The organism is Bordetella genomosp. 11 (assembly GCF_002261215.1).
Taxonomy (GTDB): domain Bacteria; phylum Pseudomonadota; class Gammaproteobacteria; order Burkholderiales; family Burkholderiaceae_B; genus Bordetella_C.
Window position 1 is genome coordinate 775427 of the sequence record NZ_NEVS01000004.1, and the last position, 21792, is coordinate 797218.

Here is a 21792-nt window from a genome sequence, read left to right on the forward strand (position 1 = left end):
GCGCGGGCCTACGCCGCCGGCGGCGATCCCGATTCCCGCGCCAGAAAGGCGCCCAGGGCATCGATTTCCACCCGGTCCGCGGCATTGTCCCGGGCCAGCCGTTCGTACAGGCGCGCCGCGCTTTCGAAGAAGCGCTGGCCGCTTTCGTCGGGCGCGAGGAATTCGGCGATCTCTTCCATTTCCGCCACCCAGCGATAGGCTTTGCCGAACATGTCGGGAACGCTGCGCGAGAAGTGCTTGAGCAGATGCGGCTGGCTCTCGGCCAGTTCCTCGTACAGCGCCTGCGCGACGCCGTTTCGCGAGGCGCCCAGCATCATGGTCGATGCCAGCGCCACCAGCCCTTTGGTAATGCCGGCATAGGACATCTTCAGCGCCGAGGCGGCGCCCAGGTCCTCGGACAGCACGCGGATGCGAAGGCTGCCTTCGCGCAGGGCCGTGACGGCAGGCGCGGCCGGGCCCGAACAATACACGGCGGGACCGGGTGTCGCCGGACGCGGCGGTCCACCGATGATGCCGCCGTCCACGAATGCCGCGCCGCTATCCAATACGATGCGCGCGATCTCTTCGGCGGTGCGCGGATTGACCGCGTTGCAATCGACGTAGACGGGCGCCCGTCCATGTTCCTTGAACAGCGGCGCGAAGCGGCGGGCCAGACCGATGGCCTCGGCCGGCGGGACGATGGACAGGAAAATGTCGGCATGCGCCAATTCCACATCGGTGCGATGGTGCATGCCGCATTGGCGCGCCCGTCGCACGCTGGCGTCGCTGCGGCCGGTCAAGGATGTCAGCACCTGGAATCCGTGGCTGTCCAGCCGGTGCCCGATGGCGCTGCCCATGGCGCCGGGCGCGACGATTGCGACGCGTGGCTTCATAACGGGTCTCCTGTTGGGGAAATGCGCGTGAAGCGACCACTTTACACGCCCCGCCGGTAAGATGGCCGTGTCGGGATGGCCGCGCGCGCGGGATTATTGTGTCGGGATGCGCGAACCACGGCATTTCGCGGTACGGAATATGGTCATGCCTATCGACGTCGAACATTACGCCAGGAATATCGTCGGCCGGGATTGGGCCGTCGGGGACATCCATGGCCATTTTTCGCGCCTGCGTTCGGCGTTGGACGCGGTGGGTTTCGATCCGGAGCGCGATCGCCTGTTCTCCGTGGGCGACCTGACCGACCGCGGGCCGGAATGTCACGAAGCGCCGCGCTGGCTGGCGCAGCCGTGGTTTCATGCCGTCCAGGGCAACCACGAGGACTACGCGGTGCGCTATGTGCGCACCGGGCTGGTGGACCCGGAAAACTGGCGTATCAACGGCGGCGGATGGTTCCTGGAAATGTCGCCGGAAGACCAGCGCACCCACTCGGAGGCCTATGCGCGCATGCCGCTGGTGATGGAGGTGGAAACGGCGGGCGGCGTGGTCGGCATCGTGCACGCGGATTGCCCGGTAAGCGACTGGGACAAACTGCCGCGCTACCTGCAGGATCGCTTCAAGCGGGCACGCGGCATCTGCCAATGGTCGCGCGAAAGGCTGTCACGCGGCGATGCGTCGGGCGTGCGCGGCGTGCGCGCGGTAGTGGTCGGGCATACGCCGCTGCGGTCGCCCACGATATTGGGCAACGTCTACCACATCGATACGGGCGGCTGGACGAACGACGGGTATTTCACCCTGCTGGACCTGGCCAGCCTGCATACGACGCCGCGCCCGCCCATCGAGGGGACGCCCGCCGCATAGCCAGGCGCCGCAGGACGCGGTTCGCGCCCATTGCGGCATCCGCCCGGCGCAGCGCCCGGGGCGGCACCTTGGCGCTACGGACGTACGGCCATCGCGGTGGCGGGCTGCGGGATGTCGGCGCGTGGCACGGGGATGGGCGGAATCGTGGCGGGCGAGCCGGAAGGGGCCGTGCCGAGGGCGGGCGTGGGGCGCGGCGGGCGCCCGCTATCCACTTGCGGGACCGGAATCGGCGGGAAGGCCGAATTGGACGGGGGCGGCCCGGATTGCGGGGTGCCCGAAGGCTGGCCGTCGGGCTGCGACGGGTTGTTCATCATGGGAACGCCGCCCGTGCTTCCGCGATTCAGGAAGTCGCCCAGGGGATCTTCCGTCGGCAGGTCCAGCGACGCGACCGCCTGCCCCGGCGGGAATTCCGACAGGTAGTACTCGCCGTTGGCGGTCAGGATATTGGGCGGCATCGGGCGCCGGGGCGCCACGGGAACGCCTTTAAGGGCCGTCTGCATGTACTGCAGCCAGGCGGACAGCGTAAGGCCGGCGCCGAACTCGTTGGAGCCCAGGGACTTGGGCTGGTCGAAGCCCATCCATACGGTCGTGGCGAGGGCGGGCGTATAGCCGGAAAACCAGACGTCCACCGAATCGTTGGTGGTGCCGGTCTTGCCCGCGACGTCATCGCGCTTGAGCACCTGATGCGCGCGCGCGGCCGTGCCGTAGGTCGCCACGCCACGCAGCAGGTCGTCCATGATCCAGGCCACGCGCGGGTCGACCACGCGTTCGGCTTCGTCGCCGGCTTGCTGGGGCTGCGCCTGCATCAGCACCTTGCCGCTGCTGTCGGTGACCTTGTCGATCAGGAAAGGCGCGACGCGATAGCCGCCATTCGCCCATACCGAATAGGCATTGACCACTTGCAGCGGCGTGGCCGATCCCGCGCCCAGGGCGATGGGCAGCACCGCCGGCCAGCGGCTTTTCTCGAAGCCGAACCGCGTCAGGAATTCCTGTCCATAGGCCGGCGTGATGGCCTGCAGGATGCGGATGGACACCATGTTCTTGGACTTGTACAGCGCCTGCCGCAAAGTGATCATCGGTTCGTAGGCGTTGCCGTCGTTTTTCGGCGCCCATGCCTTGGAACCGGTCTGTTCCGCGGTCAGCGAGAATGGCATGTCCGAGATCTGGGTGGCGGGCGTCAAGCCGCGTTCCAGGGCCGCGGAATAGATGAAGGGCTTGATGTTGGAGCCGGGTTGGCGCCATGCCTGTACCGCGCGATTGAAGCTGCCGCGATAGAAGTCGAAACCGCCGATCATGGCGCGGATGGCGCCGTCGTCCGGGGCTTCCGACACCAGCGCCCCTTGCAGCGTCGGCATGTTCAGGACTTCCCAGGTGTCGCCGTTCTTGTGCAGGTAGACCACCGAACCGCGCCGCAGGCGTTCGTCGTCCTTGGCCTTGGGGTTAAGGGCGCGCGCGACGATGGACAGGGCTTTCTTGTCGTCGACGGTGATGATGTCGTGCGAGCCGCGCGCCACCGTGATGGCGGTCGGGCTGGCGGACAGTACGACGCCCATGTACAGATCGCCGCTGTCGGGGTATTTGTCCTGCAGGCCGTCGATCAGGTCGTCCAGTGCCTGGGGATCCTTTTCGATATCGTCGGGCAGATCGATCTGGTCTTCGGGACCGGGATAGCGGGCGCGCCGCGTGTAATCCAGGATGCCGGCGCGCACGGCCTGGTAGGCCGCTTCCTGGTCCTTGGAATTGATGGTCGTGTAGACGTTCAGGCCGCGCGAGTAGGTCTGGTCGCCGAATATCCCGTACATCAGCTGGCGCGTCAGTTCGGCGGGGTATTCGCCATGCACGCGGAATCCACCGCCGCCCGTGTCGGACATCCCGCGTATGGTCAGCGGTTGCGCCAGGGCCGCCTGGTACTGGGCTTCGTCCAGGTAGTTCAGCGCGCGCATGCGCCCCAGCACGTAATGCTGGCGGATCTGCGCGCGCGGCAGGTTGGTGATGGGGTTGTAGCGGGACGGTGCCTTCGGTATGCCGGCCAGGATGGCGGCTTCGGCCGGCGTGACGTCGGCCAGCGGCTTGCCGAAATAGGTGCGCGCGGCCGCCGCGAAGCCATAGGCCCGATGACCCAGATAGATCTGGTTCATGTAGAGCTCCAGGATCTGGTCCTTGGTCAGCGCGGATTCGATCTTGAAGGTCAGCAGCAGTTCGTACAGCTTGCGGGTGTAGGTCTTCTCGGAAGACAGGTAGAAGTTGCGCGCCACCTGCATGGTGATCGTACTGGCGCCCTGCGATTTCGACAGGCTCAGCGCGTTGGTCAGCATCGCCCGCAGGACCCCGGTCCAATCGACGCCGCCGTGCTGGTAGAAGCGGTCGTCCTCCGCCGCCAGCACCGCGTGCTTCATCACGTCGGGGATTTCATCGAAGCGCAGCACGTTGCGGTGCTCTTCGCCGAATTCGCCGATCAGCACGTTGTCCGACGTGTACACGCGCAGGGGGATGCGGGGCCGGTAGTCCGTCATCGCGTGCAGGTCCGGCAGGCTGGGCCACGCCAGCGCGATCGCCAGGCACAGGGCGATCACGCCGCAGGCTCCGAGGCCGCCCACGACGATGGCGGCCTTGATGGCGAGCCGGGACAGGCTGAAGCCGGAATTGTCGCGGGGCTGGGCTTGCTTGGGTTGCGGGTGATTGGTCATTCGCGGGCGAATCTGGGGCAGAGCTGCATAGACCCGGCCTCTGGGATGAAGGTTTCAACAAACATGCATTATCGCAGGCTGGCGCGTCGTGCCGCTCAATGGGGGACGGGTAGCGCGCGAGGGCCGGCCTGCGCTGACATCAACCTGAAAAAGGCCGGTCCAGATAAACATTGGGCGCGGTGCCCATCGCGCGCCGGAACATGGCGGCGAAGGCGCTCGGGCTGCGATAGCCGAGTTCGGCGGCGATGCGGGCCACCGGCTGGCCCAGCGACAGACGGCCGACGGCGTCGGCCAGGCGGACCTGCTGCACCCATTGTCGGAAGTTCAGGCCCAGTTCGGAGCGGAACAGGCGGATCAGCGTGCGGCCGCTGGCGCCGACTTCCTCGCCCCACTCATCCACCGTTCGCTCCAGGCCCGGTTGCGCCAGGATGGCACGGCAGACCGCCTGCAGCCGTCGATCGGCGGGCCAGGGGATATGGATGGGCAGCACCTTGGCCTGCGCCAGCTCGGCCAGCGTCAGGGCGGCGATCTGTCCGGCTCGGCCGGACAAGGGATACTCGATGGGCAGCGCCATCAGCGCCAGGATCAGTTCGCGCAGCAGTCCGCTGACTTCGATGACGCAGCAATCCGGCCACAGGTGGCCGGCGGCATCGGCCGCGACGTATAGCGTGCGCATGGCGACCGGGCCGACCATCTCCACCTGATGCACGATGCCCGCCGGCACCCAGAACGCGCGCTGCGGGGGAAGCGCCCACATACCCTGCGCCGTGGTCACGCGCATTACGCCTTCGACCGCGTACAGCAACTGCCCGCGCGGGTGGCTGTGGGGCCCGGTGGTGGTGCCGGGCGTGAATTCCTTGGCCATGGCGGTGATGGCGCGGGGCACGCCCTGATAGTCATCGACATCGATGCTGCGCCCGGGAAAGGCGGAGGAGGGATGAGCAGGCATGGAAGGCAATCCGCAATGACAGTGCAGTGTCACTTATTCGACGAAGGTTGTCACTCCGGCGTGTGCATGACTAATTACACTTGCGCAAGTTTATTCCGTTTTCTTTATTTTTCTTATCGTCCTGGTCATGAACGCTCCCCTGTCCAATGCCGCGCCGGCCGCCTCTGCGGCGGCCGCCCCTGCCGCCGCATCCGATTCCACCGCCTTCAAGGTGCTCGGCGCTATCAGCGTGGCGCATTTGATGAACGACATGATCCAATCGATCCTGCTCGCCATCTATCCGATGCTGAAGGATTCGTTCTCGCTCAGTTTCAGCCAGATCGGCTTCATTACGCTTACCTACCAGATCGCCGCCTCGCTGCTGCAGCCCTGCGTGGGCCTGTATACGGACAAGCGGCCCCTGCCGTATTCCTTGCCGGTGGGCATGGGCTTCACGCTGGTGGGCCTGCTGCTGCTGTCGGTGGCGCCGTCGTATCCCTTCATCCTGCTCGCGGCGATCCTGGTGGGCACGGGTTCCTCGGTATTCCATCCCGAGTCCTCGCGCGTGGCGCGCATGGCTTCCGGCGGGCGGCATGGCCTGGCGCAGTCGCTGTTCCAGGTGGGCGGCAATGTCGGTTCGGCCTTGGGGCCGCTGCTGGCGGCGCTGGTCATCATTCCCCACGGCCAGGGCAGCGTGGCGTGGTTTTCGCTGGCGGCGCTGTTCGGCATGCTGGTGCTGATCGGCGTGGGGCGCTGGTACGCGGGCAACCGCTGGCGCCTGAAGCCGAAGGCCCGCGCCGCCGCGGACCGGCCGACCCTGAGCCGGGCCCGCGTGAGCGCGACGCTGGGCGTGCTGGCCGTGTTGATATTTTCCAAGTACTTCTACCTGGCCAGCCTGAACAGCTACTTCACCTTCTACCTGATGGATAAATTCGACCTGCCGGTGCGCAGCGCGCAGCTGTATCTGTTCATCTTCCTGGCGGCGGTGGCGGTGGGCACCGTAGTGGGCGGCCCGGTCGGCGACCGCATCGGGCGCAAGGCGGTGATCTGGACGTCCATCCTGGGGGTAACCCCGTTCACGCTGGTCCTGCCGTACGCCAACCTGTTCTGGACCGGCGTGCTGGTCGCCATTATCGGCCTGGTGCTGGCGTCGGCTTTCGCGGCCATCGTGGTGTATGCGCAGGAACTCGTGCCGGGCAAGGTAGGGACCATCGCCGGGCTGTTCTTCGGCTTCGCGTTCGGCATGGGCGGCGTGGGCGCCGCCGTGCTGGGGCATATCGCCGATATCACCAGTATCGGCTTCGTCTACAAGCTGTGTTCCTTCCTGCCGTTCCTGGGCATGATGGCGGTCTTCCTGCCCAATATGGAGGGCACGCGGGCCGCGAAGCGGTGAGGCCGCGCGAGCGGCCCGCGGCAAGGTAAAAGCGAAGCGCGGGACCCGCGCAGCGGCATCTAGGGCTTCAGGTGCTGTACGAAGAATTTCTCCATGGCCTCGTAGAACTCGAATTTGTTCTCGTCGTTATGGAAGCCGTGCCCTTCGTTGTCTTTCACCATGTATTCGACTTCGACGCCGCGCGCCCGCAGGGCCTGCACCACTTGATCGCTTTCCGCCTTGTTCACGCGGGGATCCTTGGCGCCCTGCGCGATAAGCAGCGGCGTCTTGATGCGGTCCACATGCAAGGCCGGAGACGTCGCGGCCAGCCTGTCCTTGTCTTTCTCGGGATGGCCGACCATGTCGTACATTTTTTCCAGGAAGGGCTTCCAGTAGGGCGGAATCGTGTTCATGAACGTGAACAGGTTCGACACGCCGACGTAATCGACCGCCGCCGCGTAAAGGTCGGGCGTAAAGGTGATGCCCGCCAGGGTCGCGTAGCCGCCGTAGCTGCCGCCGTAGATACCGATGCGTTTGGGATCCGCGATGCCTTGCGAGATCAGCCATTGCACGCCGTCGGTGATGTCGTCCTGCATCGCCAGCCCCCATTGGCCGAAGCTGGCTTCCCAGAATTTGCGCCCGTACCCGGTCGACCCGCGGAAATTGATCTGCAGCACGCCGAAGCCCCGGTTCGCCAGGAACTGCGCCTCTGCGTTATAGCCCCAGCTGTCGCGTGCCCACGGGCCGCCGTGCGGGTTCACGATGACGGGCAGGTTGCGCGACGCGCGTCCCAGCGGCAGCGTCAGATAGCCATGCAGCGTCAGGCCGTCGCGGCTCTGGAAGCTGATCGGCTGGACCGGCGCCATGTCCGCTTCCGGCAGGGCCGGGTTGATGTCTGCCAGCTTGACCAGCGTGTCGCTTTTCAGGTCGTACAGGTAGCGCGCGCCCGGCGTGCGGTCGTTGTACGCCGCGACGATGAACTTGTCTTCGTTGCGCGTTTCGCCCTGCAGCGCGAACTCGTAGCCTTGCAGGCGATCCGCCAGCTTGCGGTAGATGGCTTCGACCTGCATGTCGAAGAACTTGCGCTGCGGCTTGTCGGTCTCGTAGGTGGCGACGGTCAGCACCTTGCGGCGGCGCGAATAGCCGACGCCGCCCAGGTCCGCCTTGCGCGGGTCGAATAGCATTTCCTCGGCGTCGGGCCGCGCCGGATCGATGCGGACCAGCGCGAGCGTGTCCCGCCCGCGGTTGCTCAGCGCGTACAGCTGCTTGTCGTCGAACGTGAACAGGACCGGGCTGACGTGGGTGCGGTAGTCGGTGGTGATCAGCGGCCGGAACGGCTGGTCCTCGTCGTCGCGGTACAGCAGGGTGGTGTTCAGGCCGTCGCTGGTGATGGCCGCGCGCACCTTGCCGGCGTGGTCCGTCTGCCAGCCCACGACGTTGCCGGGGTTCTGCGCCACCTGCAGGGATTCGCCCGTATGCACGTTGACGCGATAGACGTCGAACACCTGCGGGTCGCGCTGGTTGTGGCCGATCAGGATGTGTTCCGGATCGTCTTCCAGGTCGTCCTCGATGCCGGCGCGCACCTGCGGGTAGGGCGTCAGGTCGACGACCTTGCCGCTGTGCACGTTGACCGCCAGGACATGGAAGTTTTCATCGCCGCCGAAGTCCTTGGCGTACAGGATGGTGTCCGAACCCTTCCAGACATAGTTGCTGATGTCGCGCGCGGTTTCGCTGGTGAGCTTGCGCGGTTCTCCGACCGGCGTCGCGCCCTGGAGGGGCTGGACGAAGATGTTCATGCGCGGCGGCTGGCCGTCCACGCTGACCGGCCGCATGAAGGCCAGCATGTTGCCGTCATCCGAAAGGCGGAAGAAGCCGCGGTCGGGATTGCGGAAGAAGTCTTTCAGGGGATATTGGCGCGGGGTCGCGGCCGGGGCCCCGGGGGATGCCCCGATCAGGGCTGCCGCGAGCATGGTGCGCGTCATGAATTTGAACAATGCGGTCTCCTTTTGAGTCGCCGTTTGATGCGGTCGCGCGGTGGGCGCGGGGTCCATCCGATAATGCCACGCGCTGTCGCCAGTGTCGAACCGGGACGCGGGATCGCCAGCCGGCGCGGGATTGGGGGATAATTGCGCCTCCTTGATCGGAGGATCTATGTTCAGGATATTCGCCGCGGCCGCCACGTTGGCCCTCGGCCTGGCCGGATGCACGTTCGGTATCGCGCCTGGCCGCGTATCGCCGTCCGGCGATTACAAAATCGCGGTCAACTATCAATCGGCTTACAACGTCGCCCGGGCCCAGGCGGAGCAATGCCTGACCGGCAAGTCCGCCTACCGCGTGGTCGGCAACCTGGATGCCGCGTCGCGCAAGGCGCAGGTGAAAGTGCTGGCGCCCTTTACCTCCAACGATATCGCCCTGGTCAACCTGTCGGCCATCGACGACCGGAATACCGATGTCCACATCGAGATGTGGGGCGAAGGGATCTGGAACATGGATGCCGTCATCGCGATGCGCGATGCCATCCAGTTCCAGATTCCGGCCTGCGCGTCCTATATGCCCAGCGATTCCGTACCCAAGACCAAGCCCTCGCGCTAGGCGCCGGGGCTGCGCCAGTCCTGTTGCCGCCGGGCTATTCCGCCCCGGCGGCGGGTTTGGGCCGGACGATGCGGAATGTGCCGGACGCCTTGCAGACCACGTCGCCATGGGCGTTGCGGATCTCGCCTTCGCAGAAAGCGATGGAGCGGCCGCGCTTCAGGCAACGCGCCTCGATGACCAGATCGCCGTTGGCGGGCGCGAAGAAGCTGGTGGTCATGTCGATGGTGGCCATGCTGACGCCGGCGTCCATGTCGGCGCGGGCGGAGGCGCTCAGGGTGAAGTCCAGGACGCTCATCAGCGTGCCGCCGTGCACGTCGCCGCGGCTATTGGTAAGCTGCACCCGCCAGGGCAGCCGGGTCCGCGCCAGGCCGGGTTCGATGTGTTCGGGGACTAGGCCCAGGTAGTCCATCAGCGGGATATGGGCGCCGAAGTAATCGGTTGGGGCCGGCGGGGTATCGTGGTGCATCGTGTCCATGTGCGATCGGGGTGGAGCGGGCGCCAGGGGTTTTTCAGGATATGTACGGGCGGCGGATGCCGCGTTGACCATCACCATGCGCAAAATCGTACACATCGACATGGACGCGTTCTATGCGTCGGTCGAGCAGCGCGACGATCCCGCGCTGCGGGGCCTGCCTGTCGTGGTCGCCTGGAAGGGGCCGCGCTCGGTGGTGTGCGCGGCATCGTACGAGGCGCGACGGTACGGTGTGCATTCGGCGATGTCGGTGGCGCGGGCCCTGCGTCTGTGCCCGCAGGCTATCTACGTCGCGCCGGATTTTACGCGGTATCGCGAAGTGTCGCGGCAGGTGCGCCAGATCTTCGTCCGCCACACGGACGTCGTCGAGCCGCTGTCGCTGGACGAAGCCTACCTGGATGTCACGTCCAACAAGACGGCGCTGCCGTCGGCGACCGAGGTCGCGCAGACCATCCGGCGGCAGATTCGTGAAGAGACCGGCCTGACGGCCTCGGCCGGCGTGGCGCCCAATAAATTCCTGGCCAAGATCGCGTCGGACTGGAACAAGCCGGACGGCATTTTCGTGGTGCGGCCGCGCGACGTCATGGCCTTCCTGCGCCCCTTGCCGGTACGCAAGGTGCCCGGCGTCGGCAAAGTGACGCAGGCCAGGCTGGAGGAACTGGGCATCCTGACGGTGGGCGACCTGGAGCTGCGTCCGGTCGACGAGCTGGAGCACCACTTCGGGCGCTATGGAAGACGCCTGCACGAGTTGGCGCATGGCATCGACGATCGCGCCGTGGAGGCGGACCAGGTGGCCCAGCAGGTCAGCGCCGAGACCACCTTCGAGACGGATCTGCGGCTGGACGAACTGGGCGAGGCCATCGGCAGGCTGGCCGAGCGGGTATGGGAGCAGGCCTCGCGCAAACGCGGCATTGGCCGCACCATCACGCTGAAGCTGAAGACCGACCGCTTTCGCTTGTTGACGCGCAGCCATACGCTGGGGTCGGCGCCCGGTTCGGCGGCGGCGCTGGCCGAAGTGGCGCGGCAGCTGCGCGGCCGGGTCGATCTGCCGGCCGGCACACGCTATCGGCTGGTGGGAGTGGGAATGAGCAACTTCCCGGATGGAGAGGACTTCCTGCGCCAGGTAGAGCTGTTCGGCGCCGAACCCGCCGCGCAAGACGGTCTTCAGGCGTAGGCGGCGCAGAATTCCCCTTCGGCCGAGATGCCGGACAGCGACGCGTAGTCGGGCGTCCAGGGACGACCGCTGCGGACGGTCAGCGCGCCCAGTTCGCGCAAGGTCGCCTGTCCCTGTTCCCGCAGCCCGGTATCGCAGCGCGCCAGGTCCGGGAAGCTTTGCAGGGCCTCGCCCCAGATGGCGCGCCCGGCCAGGAACCCATTCGCGCCGGCGGCGTACGCGTATTCCATGACGCGCACGAATTGGGCGCCCGTCACGCCCGCCGACAGCATGACCCAGGGGATGGCGGCTTGCGCGCAGATGTCGCCCATGCGGTCGAACCACGCCTGCGCGGCCAGATGGCCCGCGCCGCCGTCGCGCGCCGGCAGGCTGGCGCCGGGAAGCGGGCTTTCCAGCTTGAACAGGTCCACGCCATAGCGGGGGTCGGCGAACTCGCGCACGCTTTCGATGACCAGCTCGGGCAGCTTTTCGGCGGCTTCCACGTAGTCGGTGGTATGCCCCGCGCTGCGCGCAAAGGGGTAGACCAGCAGTTCCAGCACCAGGGGGATGTCCCATTTGCGGCATTCCCGGCCGATTTCTTCGACGTACCGCTGCTGGTGCGACCGCACTTCAGGCGAGGCATCGGGGCGATACCAGGCCAGCACCTTGACGCCATCGCCGCCGATGCGCTTGATTTTTTCCACGCTCCAGTCGCGGATCGAATGCGACAGGCGCCCGCCGGGCGTGTCCTGGAAGCGGTGGTCTTCCAGCGTCACAACCAGGCCGGTGTGTGCCGGCAGGCAGGGCAGCGCCGCGGGAAAGGCGTAGTTGGGATCGAACAGCATGGCGCTGGCATGGCTGCCCAGCGCGCCCACCAGCAGCCGCTTGATATCGATGACGTCGGTAAAGGCGACTTCCTGCGGCGCGATGCCGCGCCGGGCCGCCACCAGGTTGATGATGGGCGGGCGCTGGTCCAGCGCCACCATGGCGAAGTGGCCGTCAGGCGTCGCCATGCGGCGCAGGCCCCAGGTTTTGCCCAGGTGCAGTTCGGCAGGCATGTTTACTCCTTGGATCGATGTAGGAAGGCCCAGGCGGTGGCCAGGTCGGGGGCTCCCGACCTGCCGCCGCGGTACAGGCATTTGCATGCGGCGACGGCCGCGGAGAAGCGGAATGCGTCTTCGGCCGGCCAGCGCAGGCCCAGCGCATAAGCGAGGGCGCCGTGGAAGACGTCGCCCGCGCCGGTGGTATCCACGGCTTGCACCGGGAAAGCCGGCAGGTGGCGCGGGCCTTCGCCGGCATCCCAGGCCAGGCCTCGCTCGCCCAGGGTGACGGCGGCGACGCGGCAGCCGCGCGCGCGGGCGTATGACAGGCTGGCGCCAAGGTCGTCGCTTGCCCGCGCGTATCCCGCCAGTCCGGGTTCGGAGAAGACCGCGTAATCGGTCAGCGGCAGCAGGCGGTCGAAGACCGCGGCCTCCGCGATGTCGCCGTCCAGTACGCTGGGTACGCCGTGGGCGCGCGCCCGCTCGAACAGCGCGGCCGCGCCTTGCGGCCAGCGCGGATCGGCCAGCACGGCATCCATGCCGGCCACGTCGTCCAGCGGCAGCCAGGAAGCGTCCTCGGGCAGGTTCTCGCCGCGGAAGTTGACGATGGTGCGTTCGCCGGAGGCCTCGACGACGATGCCGGAGACCGACGAACGCGCGCCGTCGAACAGGCGAAACCCGGTGACGTCGATGCCCTGCGACGCCAGTTCCCGGTGCATCGCGCGGCCCGCCATGTCGTCGCCGGCCCGGCCCAGGAAGCGCACGCGCGCGCCCAGCCGTGCCGCCGCCACGGCGGCGTTGGCGGCCATGCCGCCACCCCCTTCGTGATGCTCCGCCGCGCGCGCCTTGCCTCCCGGCACCAGGCGCTCCACCACCCAGGTTAGGTCGAAGGCCGACAAGCCCAGGCAGGCCAGCGCGGGCGGACGGATACTGGCCAGATCGGCCGGCATGGCGACGGCGGTCATTGCACGGACTCCGCCGTCCGCGCATTGCGTCCTTCGGGGCCGTGGAAGAAGTGCGCGCACTCCGGTCGGAAGCCGAGATGCAGCGTGTCGCCTGGGCGCACGCGAAGCTGGGGATCCACGCGAATGACGTGCCGGCCGTCGCAGCCGTCGAAATGCACCAGCGTATCGGCGCCCAGGGGTTCGACCACGCAAACCTCCACGCGCAGGCTGCCCGTGCCTTCCGGGACGACCTGCAGATGCTCGGGCCGCAACCCCATGGTGGCCTGGCGGACCTGCGCCGCGCGCAGCGGCGCCAGGATGGGCGCAGGCAGCGCGATACGGGCGCCGTCGCCCAGCACGATCCCTTCGCTGTCCAGGGTCACGTCGAAAAAATTCATGGCGGGCGAGCCGATGAAGCCGGCGACGAACTGGTTCACGGGATGGGCGTAGACCTCTTCAGGCGTACCGATCTGCTGGATGACGCCGGCTTTCAGGACGACGATGCGGTCGGCCATGGTCATGGCCTCTACCTGGTCGTGCGTGACGAAGACCATGGTGGTCCGCAGCGTCTGCGCCAGCGCCTTGATCTCGGTGCGGACTTCGCCGCGCAGCTTGGCGTCCAGATTGGACAGCGGTTCGTCGAACAGGAAGACCTTGGGGTCGCGCACCATGGCGCGGCCCATTGCCACCCGCTGGCGCTGGCCGCCCGACAGATCGCGGGGCTTGCGGTCCAGGTAGTCGCGGATGCGCAGCGTCGCTGCCGCGCGCTGCACGCGGCGCTCGATCTCGTCGCGGGCCAGGCCGCGCATTTCCAGGCTGAAGGCCATGTTCTGGCGCACCGTCATATGGGGATAGAGCGCGTAGTCCTGGAACACCATGCTGATATCCCGCTGCGCCGGGGGCACGTCGTTGACGCAGCGCTCGCCGATGTGGACCTGGCCGGCGTCGATGTTTTCCAGGCCGGCGATGATGCGCAGCAAGGTCGACTTGCCGCAGCCCGATGGGCCGACGAAGACCATGAATTCGCGATCGCGCACTTCCAGGTCCAGTGCCGGTATCACGGTACTGCCGCCGTACTTCTTGACGAGTCCGCTCAAGCGTATCGATGCCATGACGCCTCACGCGAAGGAGAGCAGGGGTTTGACCAGTTCGCCGGCAACGAAGCGGCCGAACATGTCGGGCAGGCGGTCCAGGCCGAACTGCGCGTCCACCAGGCGCCGGTAGCGCGCCTTCTCCTTGCGCAGCAGCTCGACGTTCAGGGAAAAGTCGGATACCGGGAAGTAGAAGGTGCGGACCATGTAGAAGTCCTTGCGCCGGATGGCCTTGTTTTCCTGCACCGGCCAGGGATGGTCGTTTTCGCCTATCAGGATCAGGACCCCGCGCGGCAGGACGATTTCCATGCCGCGGCTGCGGGCCGCGTGCGCGCCGCTGCATTCGACGATCAGCTTGAAGCGCATGGTGTCGTCGTCCACAGGCAGGCGGCGGGCGCCGAAGGATTCCGCCAGCCGCAGGCGTTCTTCCTTGGGGTCGGACACATAGATGTCGTCATAGCCCATGTTCTGCAGCGCGACCAGCGCGCCCATGCCTACCGGGCCGGCGCCGGTGACGAGCACCCGCCCGGTGTCGCCGGGAGGCACCAGCGGCTGGACGAAACGGATGCCGTGCGCGGCCGTGCCTATCGTGTCCAGCAGCAGCGGCGCCAGGTCGTCCTCGATATCGTCCGGTACGGGCAGCAGGCAACGCTGCGGGACGGCCAGGTATTCCGCGTAGCCGCCGGGCCGGTTCCAGCCGACCAGTACCGATTCGTTCAAGCACATCTGCGTGTCGCCGCGCAGGCAGCTCTCGCAGTGGCCGCAATGCACGGGGATATAGACCAGGCAGCGGCGGCCGTGCATGGGATGGCCGGGCTGTTCGACCACGCCGAATATCTCGTGGCCCGGCGTATACGCGGCGCCCTTGATCCACAGCTTGGTGTCGGAGCCGCACAGGGCCGTGCGGCGGACTTTCAGCAGGACCTCGCCGGGGGCCGGCTCGGGCCTTTCGACATCCTCGATGGTGACCCGGCGGTCCCCATGGAATACAGCTGCTTTCATGCAAGACTCCTTTCCGATGCGAATGCGGCACGGCTTCACGCCGCTCGCGGATTTGTCCTAGCCCTTCACCGCGCCCAGCGCCAGCCCGCCGACCAGGCGGCGCTGCACGGCGAAAGCCAGCAGCAGGGGCGGCAAGGCGATCAGGGTGGCCGCGGCCATCAGGCCGCCCCAATTGGTCGAGCCTTCGCCGATGAAGTTGAACGAGGCCGCGATCAGCGTCTTGGTATCGCCGTCAGACAGCACGAGCGCGAACAGGAAGTAGTTCCAGGAGAAGACGAATGCCAGGATGGCGGCGACGGTCAGGCCCGGCATGACGAGCGGCAAGGCGATGCGCCACAGCGTGCGCAGCACGCCGCAGCCGTCGACCTGCGCGCTTTCCAGCACGCTGCGCGGAATGGCGTCGAAGAAGGGCAGCAGCACCCAGATCACGATCGGCATGGTGATGACGGCATGGGTGAGGATCAGCGCGGTGTACGAACCGATCAGGCCGAAATGGCGGAACATCACATACCAGGGCAGCAGGAACAGCGTCCCCGGCGCCATCCGTGCCATCAGCGTAATCGTCGCCGGCCAGGTGATGCGGGTCCACGACGCGGCGAAGGCGGCCGGCACGCCCAGGACGATGCCGATCAGGGTCGATCCGACGGTGACGACCACGCTGTTCCAGGTGTATTGGGCGAACGGCGTGGTCTGGAACAGCTGGCGATAGTTGTCCAACGTGGGCACGAAGCGCAGGACGGGCGGATAGGCGATGACGTCCGCCGGCCCCTTGAATGAGGCGGCGACCATCCACGCCACCGGGGCCAGGATGACGATGGCCACCACGGCCAGTTGCACGGCGTTCAAACGATGCAGCAGTCGGTCGTGCATGGGGACTCCTACCAGGCGGCGCGCTGGCGCGCGCGTACCAGGACGATGACGGCCATCAGGACGATGGTCGACAGGGTGACCATCAGCGCGCTGGCATATCCCATTTCGAAGAACTCGAAGCCCTTGCGGAAGCCGTAGATGTTCAGCGTGTTGGAGGCATTGCCGGGGCCGCCCTGGGTCGTGATGTAGATGATGTCGAAGAACCGCAGCAGGTCGACGCTGCGCAGGATGGCGGCGGTCACCAGCGTGGGCATCAGCAGCGGCAGCGTGATGCGGAAGAAGATGCGCGCGCGCGATGCCCCATCGATCTGCGCGGCCTCGTAGACGTTGGGCGGTAGCGCCTGCAGGCCGCCCAGCACGATCAGGGCCACATAGGGCGTCCATTGCCAGGTGTCGATCAGCGCGACGGTGGGGATCACCCAGGTCGGCGAGGCCAGCCAGTCCGAAGGCGGCAAGCCTACCTGCTGCAGCATCCAGTTGGCCACGCCGATGGCGGGGTCCAGCACCACCACGAACATCATGCCCACCACCACCGGCGGCAGGACGAACGGCGAAATCAGCAGCGTGCGCATGATGCCGGACAACCGGCGGCTGCCATGCAGCAACATGGCCATATAGGTGCCCAGCACCAATTGCAGCGCCAGCGACAGCAGGTACAGGCCGAGTGTGATCTTCAGGCCGTGCCAGAATTCCGCGTCGCGCACCATTTGCACGTAGTTATGGCCGCCGATGAAGTGCATGCCCCCGCCGGTGCTGAATTGATTCAGGCTGAGCCACAGCGTGTAGCCGAAGGGGAAGGCGATCAGCAGCAGGGTGAAGCACAGCGCGGGCGCGGACAGCGCCGCGAGCTTGCCCTTGGTTCCAATGGTGCGCGTCATATTCCTATCCCGCCAGGAAGCCGCCGTCGATGGGCAGCACGGTGCCCGTGATGTAGCGCGCCGCGCGCGATGCCAGGAAAAGCGCGCCGCCGGCGATATCGTCCGGCTGCGCCCAGCGGCCTTGCGGAATGCGGTCCCGTATGCGGGCGTAATGGGCGGCGTCGCGCCGACCCTCCGCGTTCAGGGCGGTTTCCACATAGCCCGGGGCGACGGCGTTCACGCGCACGCCGTCGCCCGCCCAGGCCAGCGCCAGGGATTTCGTCAGCATGACCACCGCGCCCTTGCTGGCGCAGTAGGCCGGGATCAAAGGGAGCGCCGCATAGGCATTCATCGATGCGGTGTTGATGATGCCGGGGTCACGCCTGCTGGCCGCGAGCAGCGGCTTGCAGGCGGCGCACAGGCGGTATGTGCCGGTCAGGTTGACGTCTATCACGCGCTGGAAGGTTTCGATTTCGAATTCCTTGCCGCGCGCGAGGATGCCCGCGCAGTTGACCAGCGTGTCCAGGCGGTCCAGGTTCGCGGCGAACCGCGCGACGGCATCGTCGTCCGTGACGTCCAGCGTCGCCAGCGTCAGGCCCGCGTGCGGCGGCAGGGCGCAGGCATCCACGGCCGGCTGGTCCACCCCCGTCGCGATGACCTCGCAGCCCTGGTCCAGGAATATGCGCGCCATGGCCGAGCCGATGTCACCGGCGCCGCCCACGATCAGGACGCGGTGCCCGCGTTCGAAGTCGAACATCCTTATTCCTTGGCGATCAGGGCGTTCAATGCGGTGTCGGCATCGGCGCAGGCCTTGTCCGCGGGCTTGGTGCCCAGCAGGACATCGTCCACGGCCTGCCCCACGAATTCCCGCGAGGCCGGGTTGGCGACGATGGGGTAGCCCACCTCCGCGGTGCCGGTGCGGCTGATCTGGTCCAGCGCCGCGACCCATTGCTGGCGTACCGGCTTCTGCCCCGCCCAGTCCTTGAATTGCGCGTCCTGCAAGGCCGATACGCGCGGCGGCGCGATGCCTTCCAGCGCCAGCCGCTTCTGCATCGCCGGGCTGCTGGCCCACTGCAGGAAGGCCCAGGCGGCATCCTTGTTCTTGCTGTAGGCCGAGATGGACATGGTCCAGCCGATCATCGTGGGATGCGAGCCGCCCGCGCCGGCGGGCAGGACCGCGACGCCGGTGTCGGATTCGCGCGCGCCGCCCTGCAGGACGGTGCTGAGTTCGTTGGACGACTCGAAGGCCATGGCCGCGCGGCCCGCCTTGTACAGCGAGGAGATCTGGTAGAAGTTGTAGTTCACGACCCCGGGCGGCCCGTAGTCCTTCAGCAGTCCCGCGTACAGTCCCATCGCGGCCAGCCCGGCCGGCGAGCACAAGGCCGATTTGCCGTCGCGCATGTATTCGCCGCCCATGTTGTGCAGGAAGACGCTGTAGGTGAACGGCAATGCCGGTTTCTGTCCGCGCGATACGAAGGGCGTGATGTCCGGTTCGCACTGCTTGATGCGGTTCGCGACGGCGGGCAGGTCTTTCAGGTCCGCCGGCAGGGAGACGCCGCATTTCTTGAAGATGTCCGTGCGGTAGTACAGGACCGGTCCTTCCAGGTTCAGCGGTATGCCCGTGAGTTTGCCGTCCACGGTGGCATCCTTGATGAGGCCCGGGCTGAAATCCTGGAAGTCGTAGTCCGGCGCCACGGCGTTCCTGACATAGGGCGTCAGGTCGGCATACCAGCCGGCGCGGGCGAATTGCAGCCCTTCGCGCGAGGGCAGCGACATGAAGACATCGACCTCGCTGCTATGGGCATTCATGGTGGTGACCAGGCGCTGGCGCATCTGCTGCTCCTGGTAGGCGTCCACCTTCAGTTCGATACCCGTGAGCTTTTCGAATTCGGCCTTGTGCTTGATGAGCGCGTTGGCGACCGGGTTGTTGTTCGCCAGGAAGTTGATGCGCGCGCCCTGGTGCGCGCGGACGTCGTATGCCTGCGCTGCCGCCCACGGCGAAGCGGTCAGCGCCAATGCGCAGGAAATGCCGGCGGCCAGCGCCCGGATAGGGAAGTGCATGCCTCTGTCTCCTCGGTCAGGTCATGGCGCGGACGGTGCGAGCCGCTGCGCCGATGCCTTCGTATGTAACCGTTTTCAGAAGTATGAGTGCGTCGAGGACGTCATGTCAATACCACTCTTCCCCGTGTCAGCCGCGTTTTACCGGTGCTTACGAATGCGCAGGCGGTTCGCCTTCTGGTAAAGTGCCGTGAAGGTATTCTTCCAATAAGCCGCGTTATGAAAACTGTTTCATGAAAATCGATCGAGCGGTCGGGATACGGGAGGTGGCCAGGCTTGCGGGCGTTTCCACCGCTTCCATTTCGCGCGCGTTGAACAATCCGGCCAGCGTCAGCGCGGAGCTGCGCGCCCGCATCGATGCCGCCATCGAAGAACTGGGCTATATCCCCGACGCGGCGGCGCGCGCCCTGGCGTCGCGCCGCACGCGCACGATAGGCGCGATTATTCCGACGGTGGACAACGCGATGTTCGCGCGGGGCATCGAAGCCCTGCAGCGCTACCTGTCGTCGCAGAACTATCTTTTGCTGCTCGCGACCAGCGGCTACGACCCGGAGGTGGAGCAGCAGCAGGCGCAAAATATGATCAGCCGGGGGATCGACGGCCTGATCCTGCGCGGCGATGTCCATACGCCGGGACTGCGGCGGTTGCTGGAGATGCAGCGTATTCCCTTCGTGAACGTGGGGGTGTATCACCCCGGCAAGCCGTATGCGTCGGTGGGCGCGGATAACGAAGATGCGGCGCGGCGCGCCTGCGAGTACCTGATCGGCCTGGGCCATACGCAGATCGGGGTGGTTGCGGCGCTGGCGCGGCATAACGACCGCGCTTCGGCGCGCGTGCAGGGGATACGGCGGGCGCTGGAGGCGGCCGGACTGGCGCTGCGTCCGGAGTGGTATATCGAGGTGCCGTACAAGCTGGACGATGCACGGCAGGCGGCGCGCGCGCTGCTGGCGAGGACGCCGCATCCGACGGCGGTGATTTGCGGCAATGACGTGCTGGCCTATGGGGTGCTGCTGGAGGCGGAACGTCAGGGGTTGCGGTTGCCGCGCGATCTTTCCGTGATGGGTTTCGACGATCTGGAGTGGAGCCGGCACCTGCGGCCCAGCCTGACGACGATGCATCTTCCGACGGACGAGGTGTGGACGCGGGCGGGGGAGTTCCTGGTGCGTACGTTGGCGGGGGAGAATCCTCCTTTGCATCATGAGGTGGATGCGACGCTGGTGGTGCGCGAGTCGACAGGAAAGGCGCCGAAGGAGCCCTCCGGGCGATCCGTCAAGGCGCCGACGCGCTGAGTCGGCGAAGTTGGCGTGGTCCGCGCTGGTCGGTTTGGAGAGCGCATGACGGGGCGGTTCTATCTGGGCTTGCGCTTTAGTTGCTTCTGATGTCGAAATGCGCTTTTTTTGGTTCTATTGGGCTGTTGGCGTTTTTTGCCGCGGCTTTTTGCTGGGGCCGTCCGGCGGGGGTGGTGCGTGCCGGCGCCGGCCCGATCGGGCGGTCCGGGGCCGCCGCCCCGGACTGCGACATCGCTCGTCTCGTTCGGCGGCCGCTCACTGCAAGTTTTCTTCCGGAGGGCGTCCGCGGCACGCCTGCCTTCGACTTCCGCTCGTCCGCCCTCAACGGGCCGGCGCCGGCACGCACCACCCCCGCCGGACTACGGTGTCTTGCAGGCACGGGTGCTGGGGCGGGTTGGGTTCTTGCGCTACGTGGGTAGGGGGGCGGCTGATGGAAGATTTTTGCTGCCGTCGATTCGTGGCCGCCCAGCGCGGCCACGAATCGCCTACGTGGTGGGGGGGTGCCACGGGTGTTGTTTGCAGCGACTTGTTGAGATAGGAAGAGCTTGTGTTGAGGCGGTGGGCTTTGACGTTATTGGTTTGATGATGCGATGGGTTCGATGGTGCCGTGGGTTCGATAGCACTATGGGGTGGACGGCCCTATGGGGCCGGTGGCGCCATAGGGCTTAGCCCAGTTTGCGTTTTACCTGCTGGGATACCGCGGACATGTCGGCCTTGCCGGCGAGCGCGGGTTTCAGGATGGCCATGATTTTGCCCATGGCGGCGGGGCCGGTGACTCCCTGGCCGGTGACCTGCGCGATGGCGGCGTCGACGGCGGTGTCGATTTCTTCCTGCGTGGCGGCCTGGGGCAGGAATTCCTGCAGCACGGCCAGTTCGGCCTTTTCCTGTTCGGCGGTCTCGGTGCGGCCGGCCTGCTCGAAGGCTGCGATGGATTCGCGCCGCTGCTTGACCTGCTTTTCGACGATGGCGGTGATTTCGGCGTCGCTGAGTTCGCGGCGTTCGTCGACTTCTTTTTGCTTGACCGCGGCGGACAGGAAGCGCAGCGTGCCCAGGCGCGCCGCAGCCTTGGCGCGCATGGCGTCCTTGATGGCGGAGGCCAGGGTGTCTTTGAGCGTGGAGTTGCTCATGGGGGGAACCTCATGCGTGACGGGAAATACGAGTGTAGGGTGCCAGGGCCTGCCGACGCAGCGGGCGTCGACGCGCGATTGATATCCGGCTTTGCAGGCCCTAGTGTAAACGTCGTCCCGGCGGCTTACTTGACGGTGGCGAGGTCGCCTTTGAGGGCGACGCCGGCGATTACGGCCCCGGCGTGGCACTCGTAGTTGGCGGGGTCGCGGGTTTCGTTCTTTTTGTAGTAGCTGACGATGTTGATCACCGCGTTGGCGCCGGCTTTCTTGGCGGCTTCCTGCAGCGAGACCAGCGCGGATTGCGCGGCCCAGTCGCAGGCCTTTTCGTCGCTCTTGCCGAAGGCATTGGTTTTGCGGTTGGTGACGACGTTGGCCTGGAGCACTTTGCCGGACGGGCCGGCGCCTGCCAGGTAGAACTTCACGCTGCCGTCGATTTTTCCGCCTTCCTTGGCGTTCTTGACTGCTTCCTGGAACGATTGCATGACCGTGCGGTCGGCCGCGTGCGCCGCCTGGGCGCCGGCAAGGGCCAGGGCAAGGACGGCCAGGGATTTCAGGCTCGGGGACATCGGCAAAGCTCCT

At 66.7% G+C, this 21792-nt stretch carries 20 protein-coding genes; 5 read left to right on the top strand and 15 right to left on the bottom strand.

Annotated elements, in window-relative coordinates; all coding sequences use genetic code 11:
- Window positions 1-8: 8 nt before the first annotated feature.
- Window positions 9-872, bottom strand: coding sequence for an NAD(P)-dependent oxidoreductase (locus CAL28_RS11290; protein WP_094841470.1), 864 nt, complete (start codon window positions 870-872; stop codon window positions 9-11).
- 145 nt (window positions 873-1017) lie between these two features.
- Between CAL28_RS11290 and CAL28_RS11295 the strand changes: the two genes are divergently transcribed.
- Entirely contained in the window at window positions 1018-1731 is a 714-nt protein-coding gene (locus CAL28_RS11295; RefSeq protein ID WP_094844558.1) for a metallophosphoesterase, read from the top strand.
- A 74-nt stretch (window positions 1732-1805) separates the two neighbouring features.
- On the opposite strand, the gene CAL28_RS11300 is transcribed toward CAL28_RS11295, so the two are convergent.
- Together CAL28_RS11300 and CAL28_RS11305 are read right to left on the bottom strand one after the other, a co-directional pair.
- Window positions 1806-4418: a penicillin-binding protein 1A gene (locus CAL28_RS11300; protein WP_094841471.1), complete on the bottom strand. Its 2613-nt coding sequence runs from the start codon at window positions 4416-4418 to the stop codon at window positions 1806-1808.
- A 139-nt stretch (window positions 4419-4557) separates the two neighbouring features.
- A complete protein-coding gene (locus tag CAL28_RS11305; protein WP_094841472.1) occupies window positions 4558-5367 on the bottom strand; it encodes an AraC family transcriptional regulator in 810 nt (269 codons plus the stop codon).
- A 127-nt stretch (window positions 5368-5494) separates the two neighbouring features.
- Here CAL28_RS11305 and CAL28_RS11310 point away from each other — a divergent pair, with 127 nt between their 5' ends.
- Complete coding sequence (locus CAL28_RS11310) at window positions 5495-6739, top strand: MFS transporter (protein WP_094841473.1); 1245 nt, start codon at window positions 5495-5497, stop codon at window positions 6737-6739.
- A 59-nt stretch (window positions 6740-6798) separates the two neighbouring features.
- Here the strand turns inward: CAL28_RS11310 and CAL28_RS11315 are convergent, their stop codons facing one another.
- Window positions 6799-8700, bottom strand: a complete 1902-nt coding sequence (locus CAL28_RS11315; RefSeq protein ID WP_440588431.1) for an alpha/beta hydrolase family protein — start codon at window positions 8698-8700, stop codon at window positions 6799-6801.
- Window positions 8701-8869: 169 nt separating this feature from the next.
- Between CAL28_RS11315 and CAL28_RS11320 the strand changes: the two genes are divergently transcribed.
- Entirely contained in the window at window positions 8870-9310 is a 441-nt protein-coding gene (locus tag CAL28_RS11320) for a BPTD_2524 family lipoprotein (RefSeq protein WP_094841475.1), read from the top strand.
- 34 nt (window positions 9311-9344) lie between these two features.
- Here the strand turns inward: CAL28_RS11320 and CAL28_RS11325 are convergent, their stop codons facing one another.
- Window positions 9345-9785, bottom strand: coding sequence for a PaaI family thioesterase (locus CAL28_RS11325; RefSeq protein ID WP_254926092.1), 441 nt, complete (start codon window positions 9783-9785; stop codon window positions 9345-9347).
- A 76-nt stretch (window positions 9786-9861) separates the two neighbouring features.
- Here CAL28_RS11325 and dinB point away from each other — a divergent pair, with 76 nt between their 5' ends.
- A complete protein-coding gene (dinB, locus tag CAL28_RS11330; protein ID WP_440588377.1) occupies window positions 9862-10956 on the top strand; it encodes a DNA polymerase IV in 1095 nt (364 codons plus the stop codon).
- On the opposite strand, the gene CAL28_RS11335 is transcribed toward dinB, so the two are convergent.
- The 8 genes from CAL28_RS11335 to CAL28_RS11370 are packed head-to-tail and all read right to left on the bottom strand — an operon-like array spanning window position 10947 to window position 18800.
- Window positions 10947-11993: a tagatose 1,6-diphosphate aldolase gene (locus tag CAL28_RS11335; protein ID WP_094841477.1), complete on the bottom strand. Its 1047-nt coding sequence runs from the start codon at window positions 11991-11993 to the stop codon at window positions 10947-10949. The two genes, dinB and CAL28_RS11335, sit on opposite strands and share 10 nt — an antisense overlap.
- A gap of 2 nt (window positions 11994-11995) precedes the next feature.
- Window positions 11996-12940 (bottom strand): PfkB family carbohydrate kinase, encoded by a 945-nt coding sequence (locus tag CAL28_RS11340; protein ID WP_094841478.1) that lies wholly within the window; start codon window positions 12938-12940, stop codon window positions 11996-11998.
- On the bottom strand, window positions 12937-14031 hold the full coding sequence (locus CAL28_RS11345; protein ID WP_094841479.1) for an ABC transporter ATP-binding protein: 1095 nt from the start codon (window positions 14029-14031) through the stop codon (window positions 12937-12939). Before CAL28_RS11345 ends, CAL28_RS11340 begins: the two co-directional genes overlap by 4 nt.
- A gap of 6 nt (window positions 14032-14037) precedes the next feature.
- Window positions 14038-15012, bottom strand: a complete 975-nt coding sequence (locus CAL28_RS11350) for an alcohol dehydrogenase catalytic domain-containing protein (RefSeq protein ID WP_094841480.1) — start codon at window positions 15010-15012, stop codon at window positions 14038-14040.
- 57 nt (window positions 15013-15069) lie between these two features.
- A complete protein-coding gene (locus CAL28_RS11355) occupies window positions 15070-15882 on the bottom strand; it encodes a carbohydrate ABC transporter permease (RefSeq protein ID WP_094841481.1) in 813 nt (270 codons plus the stop codon).
- Between the two features lie 8 nt (window positions 15883-15890).
- Window positions 15891-16760, bottom strand: coding sequence for a carbohydrate ABC transporter permease (locus CAL28_RS11360; RefSeq protein ID WP_094841482.1), 870 nt, complete (start codon window positions 16758-16760; stop codon window positions 15891-15893).
- Window positions 16761-16764: 4 nt separating this feature from the next.
- Window positions 16765-17496: an SDR family NAD(P)-dependent oxidoreductase gene (locus tag CAL28_RS11365; protein WP_094841483.1), complete on the bottom strand. Its 732-nt coding sequence runs from the start codon at window positions 17494-17496 to the stop codon at window positions 16765-16767.
- Window positions 17497-17498: 2 nt separating this feature from the next.
- Window positions 17499-18800: an ABC transporter substrate-binding protein gene (locus CAL28_RS11370; protein ID WP_094841484.1), complete on the bottom strand. Its 1302-nt coding sequence runs from the start codon at window positions 18798-18800 to the stop codon at window positions 17499-17501.
- A 230-nt stretch (window positions 18801-19030) separates the two neighbouring features.
- On the opposite strand from CAL28_RS11370, the gene CAL28_RS11375 reads away from it, so the two are divergent.
- Complete coding sequence (locus tag CAL28_RS11375) at window positions 19031-20086, top strand: LacI family DNA-binding transcriptional regulator (protein ID WP_094841485.1); 1056 nt, start codon at window positions 19031-19033, stop codon at window positions 20084-20086.
- Between the two features lie 665 nt (window positions 20087-20751).
- Here CAL28_RS11375 and CAL28_RS11380 read toward each other — a convergent pair.
- Entirely contained in the window at window positions 20752-21213 is a 462-nt protein-coding gene (locus CAL28_RS11380; RefSeq protein WP_094841486.1) for a GatB/YqeY domain-containing protein, read from the bottom strand.
- A 125-nt stretch (window positions 21214-21338) separates the two neighbouring features.
- Complete coding sequence (locus CAL28_RS11385) at window positions 21339-21779, bottom strand: excinuclease (protein WP_094841487.1); 441 nt, start codon at window positions 21777-21779, stop codon at window positions 21339-21341.
- Between the last annotated feature and the right edge of the window lie 13 nt (window positions 21780-21792).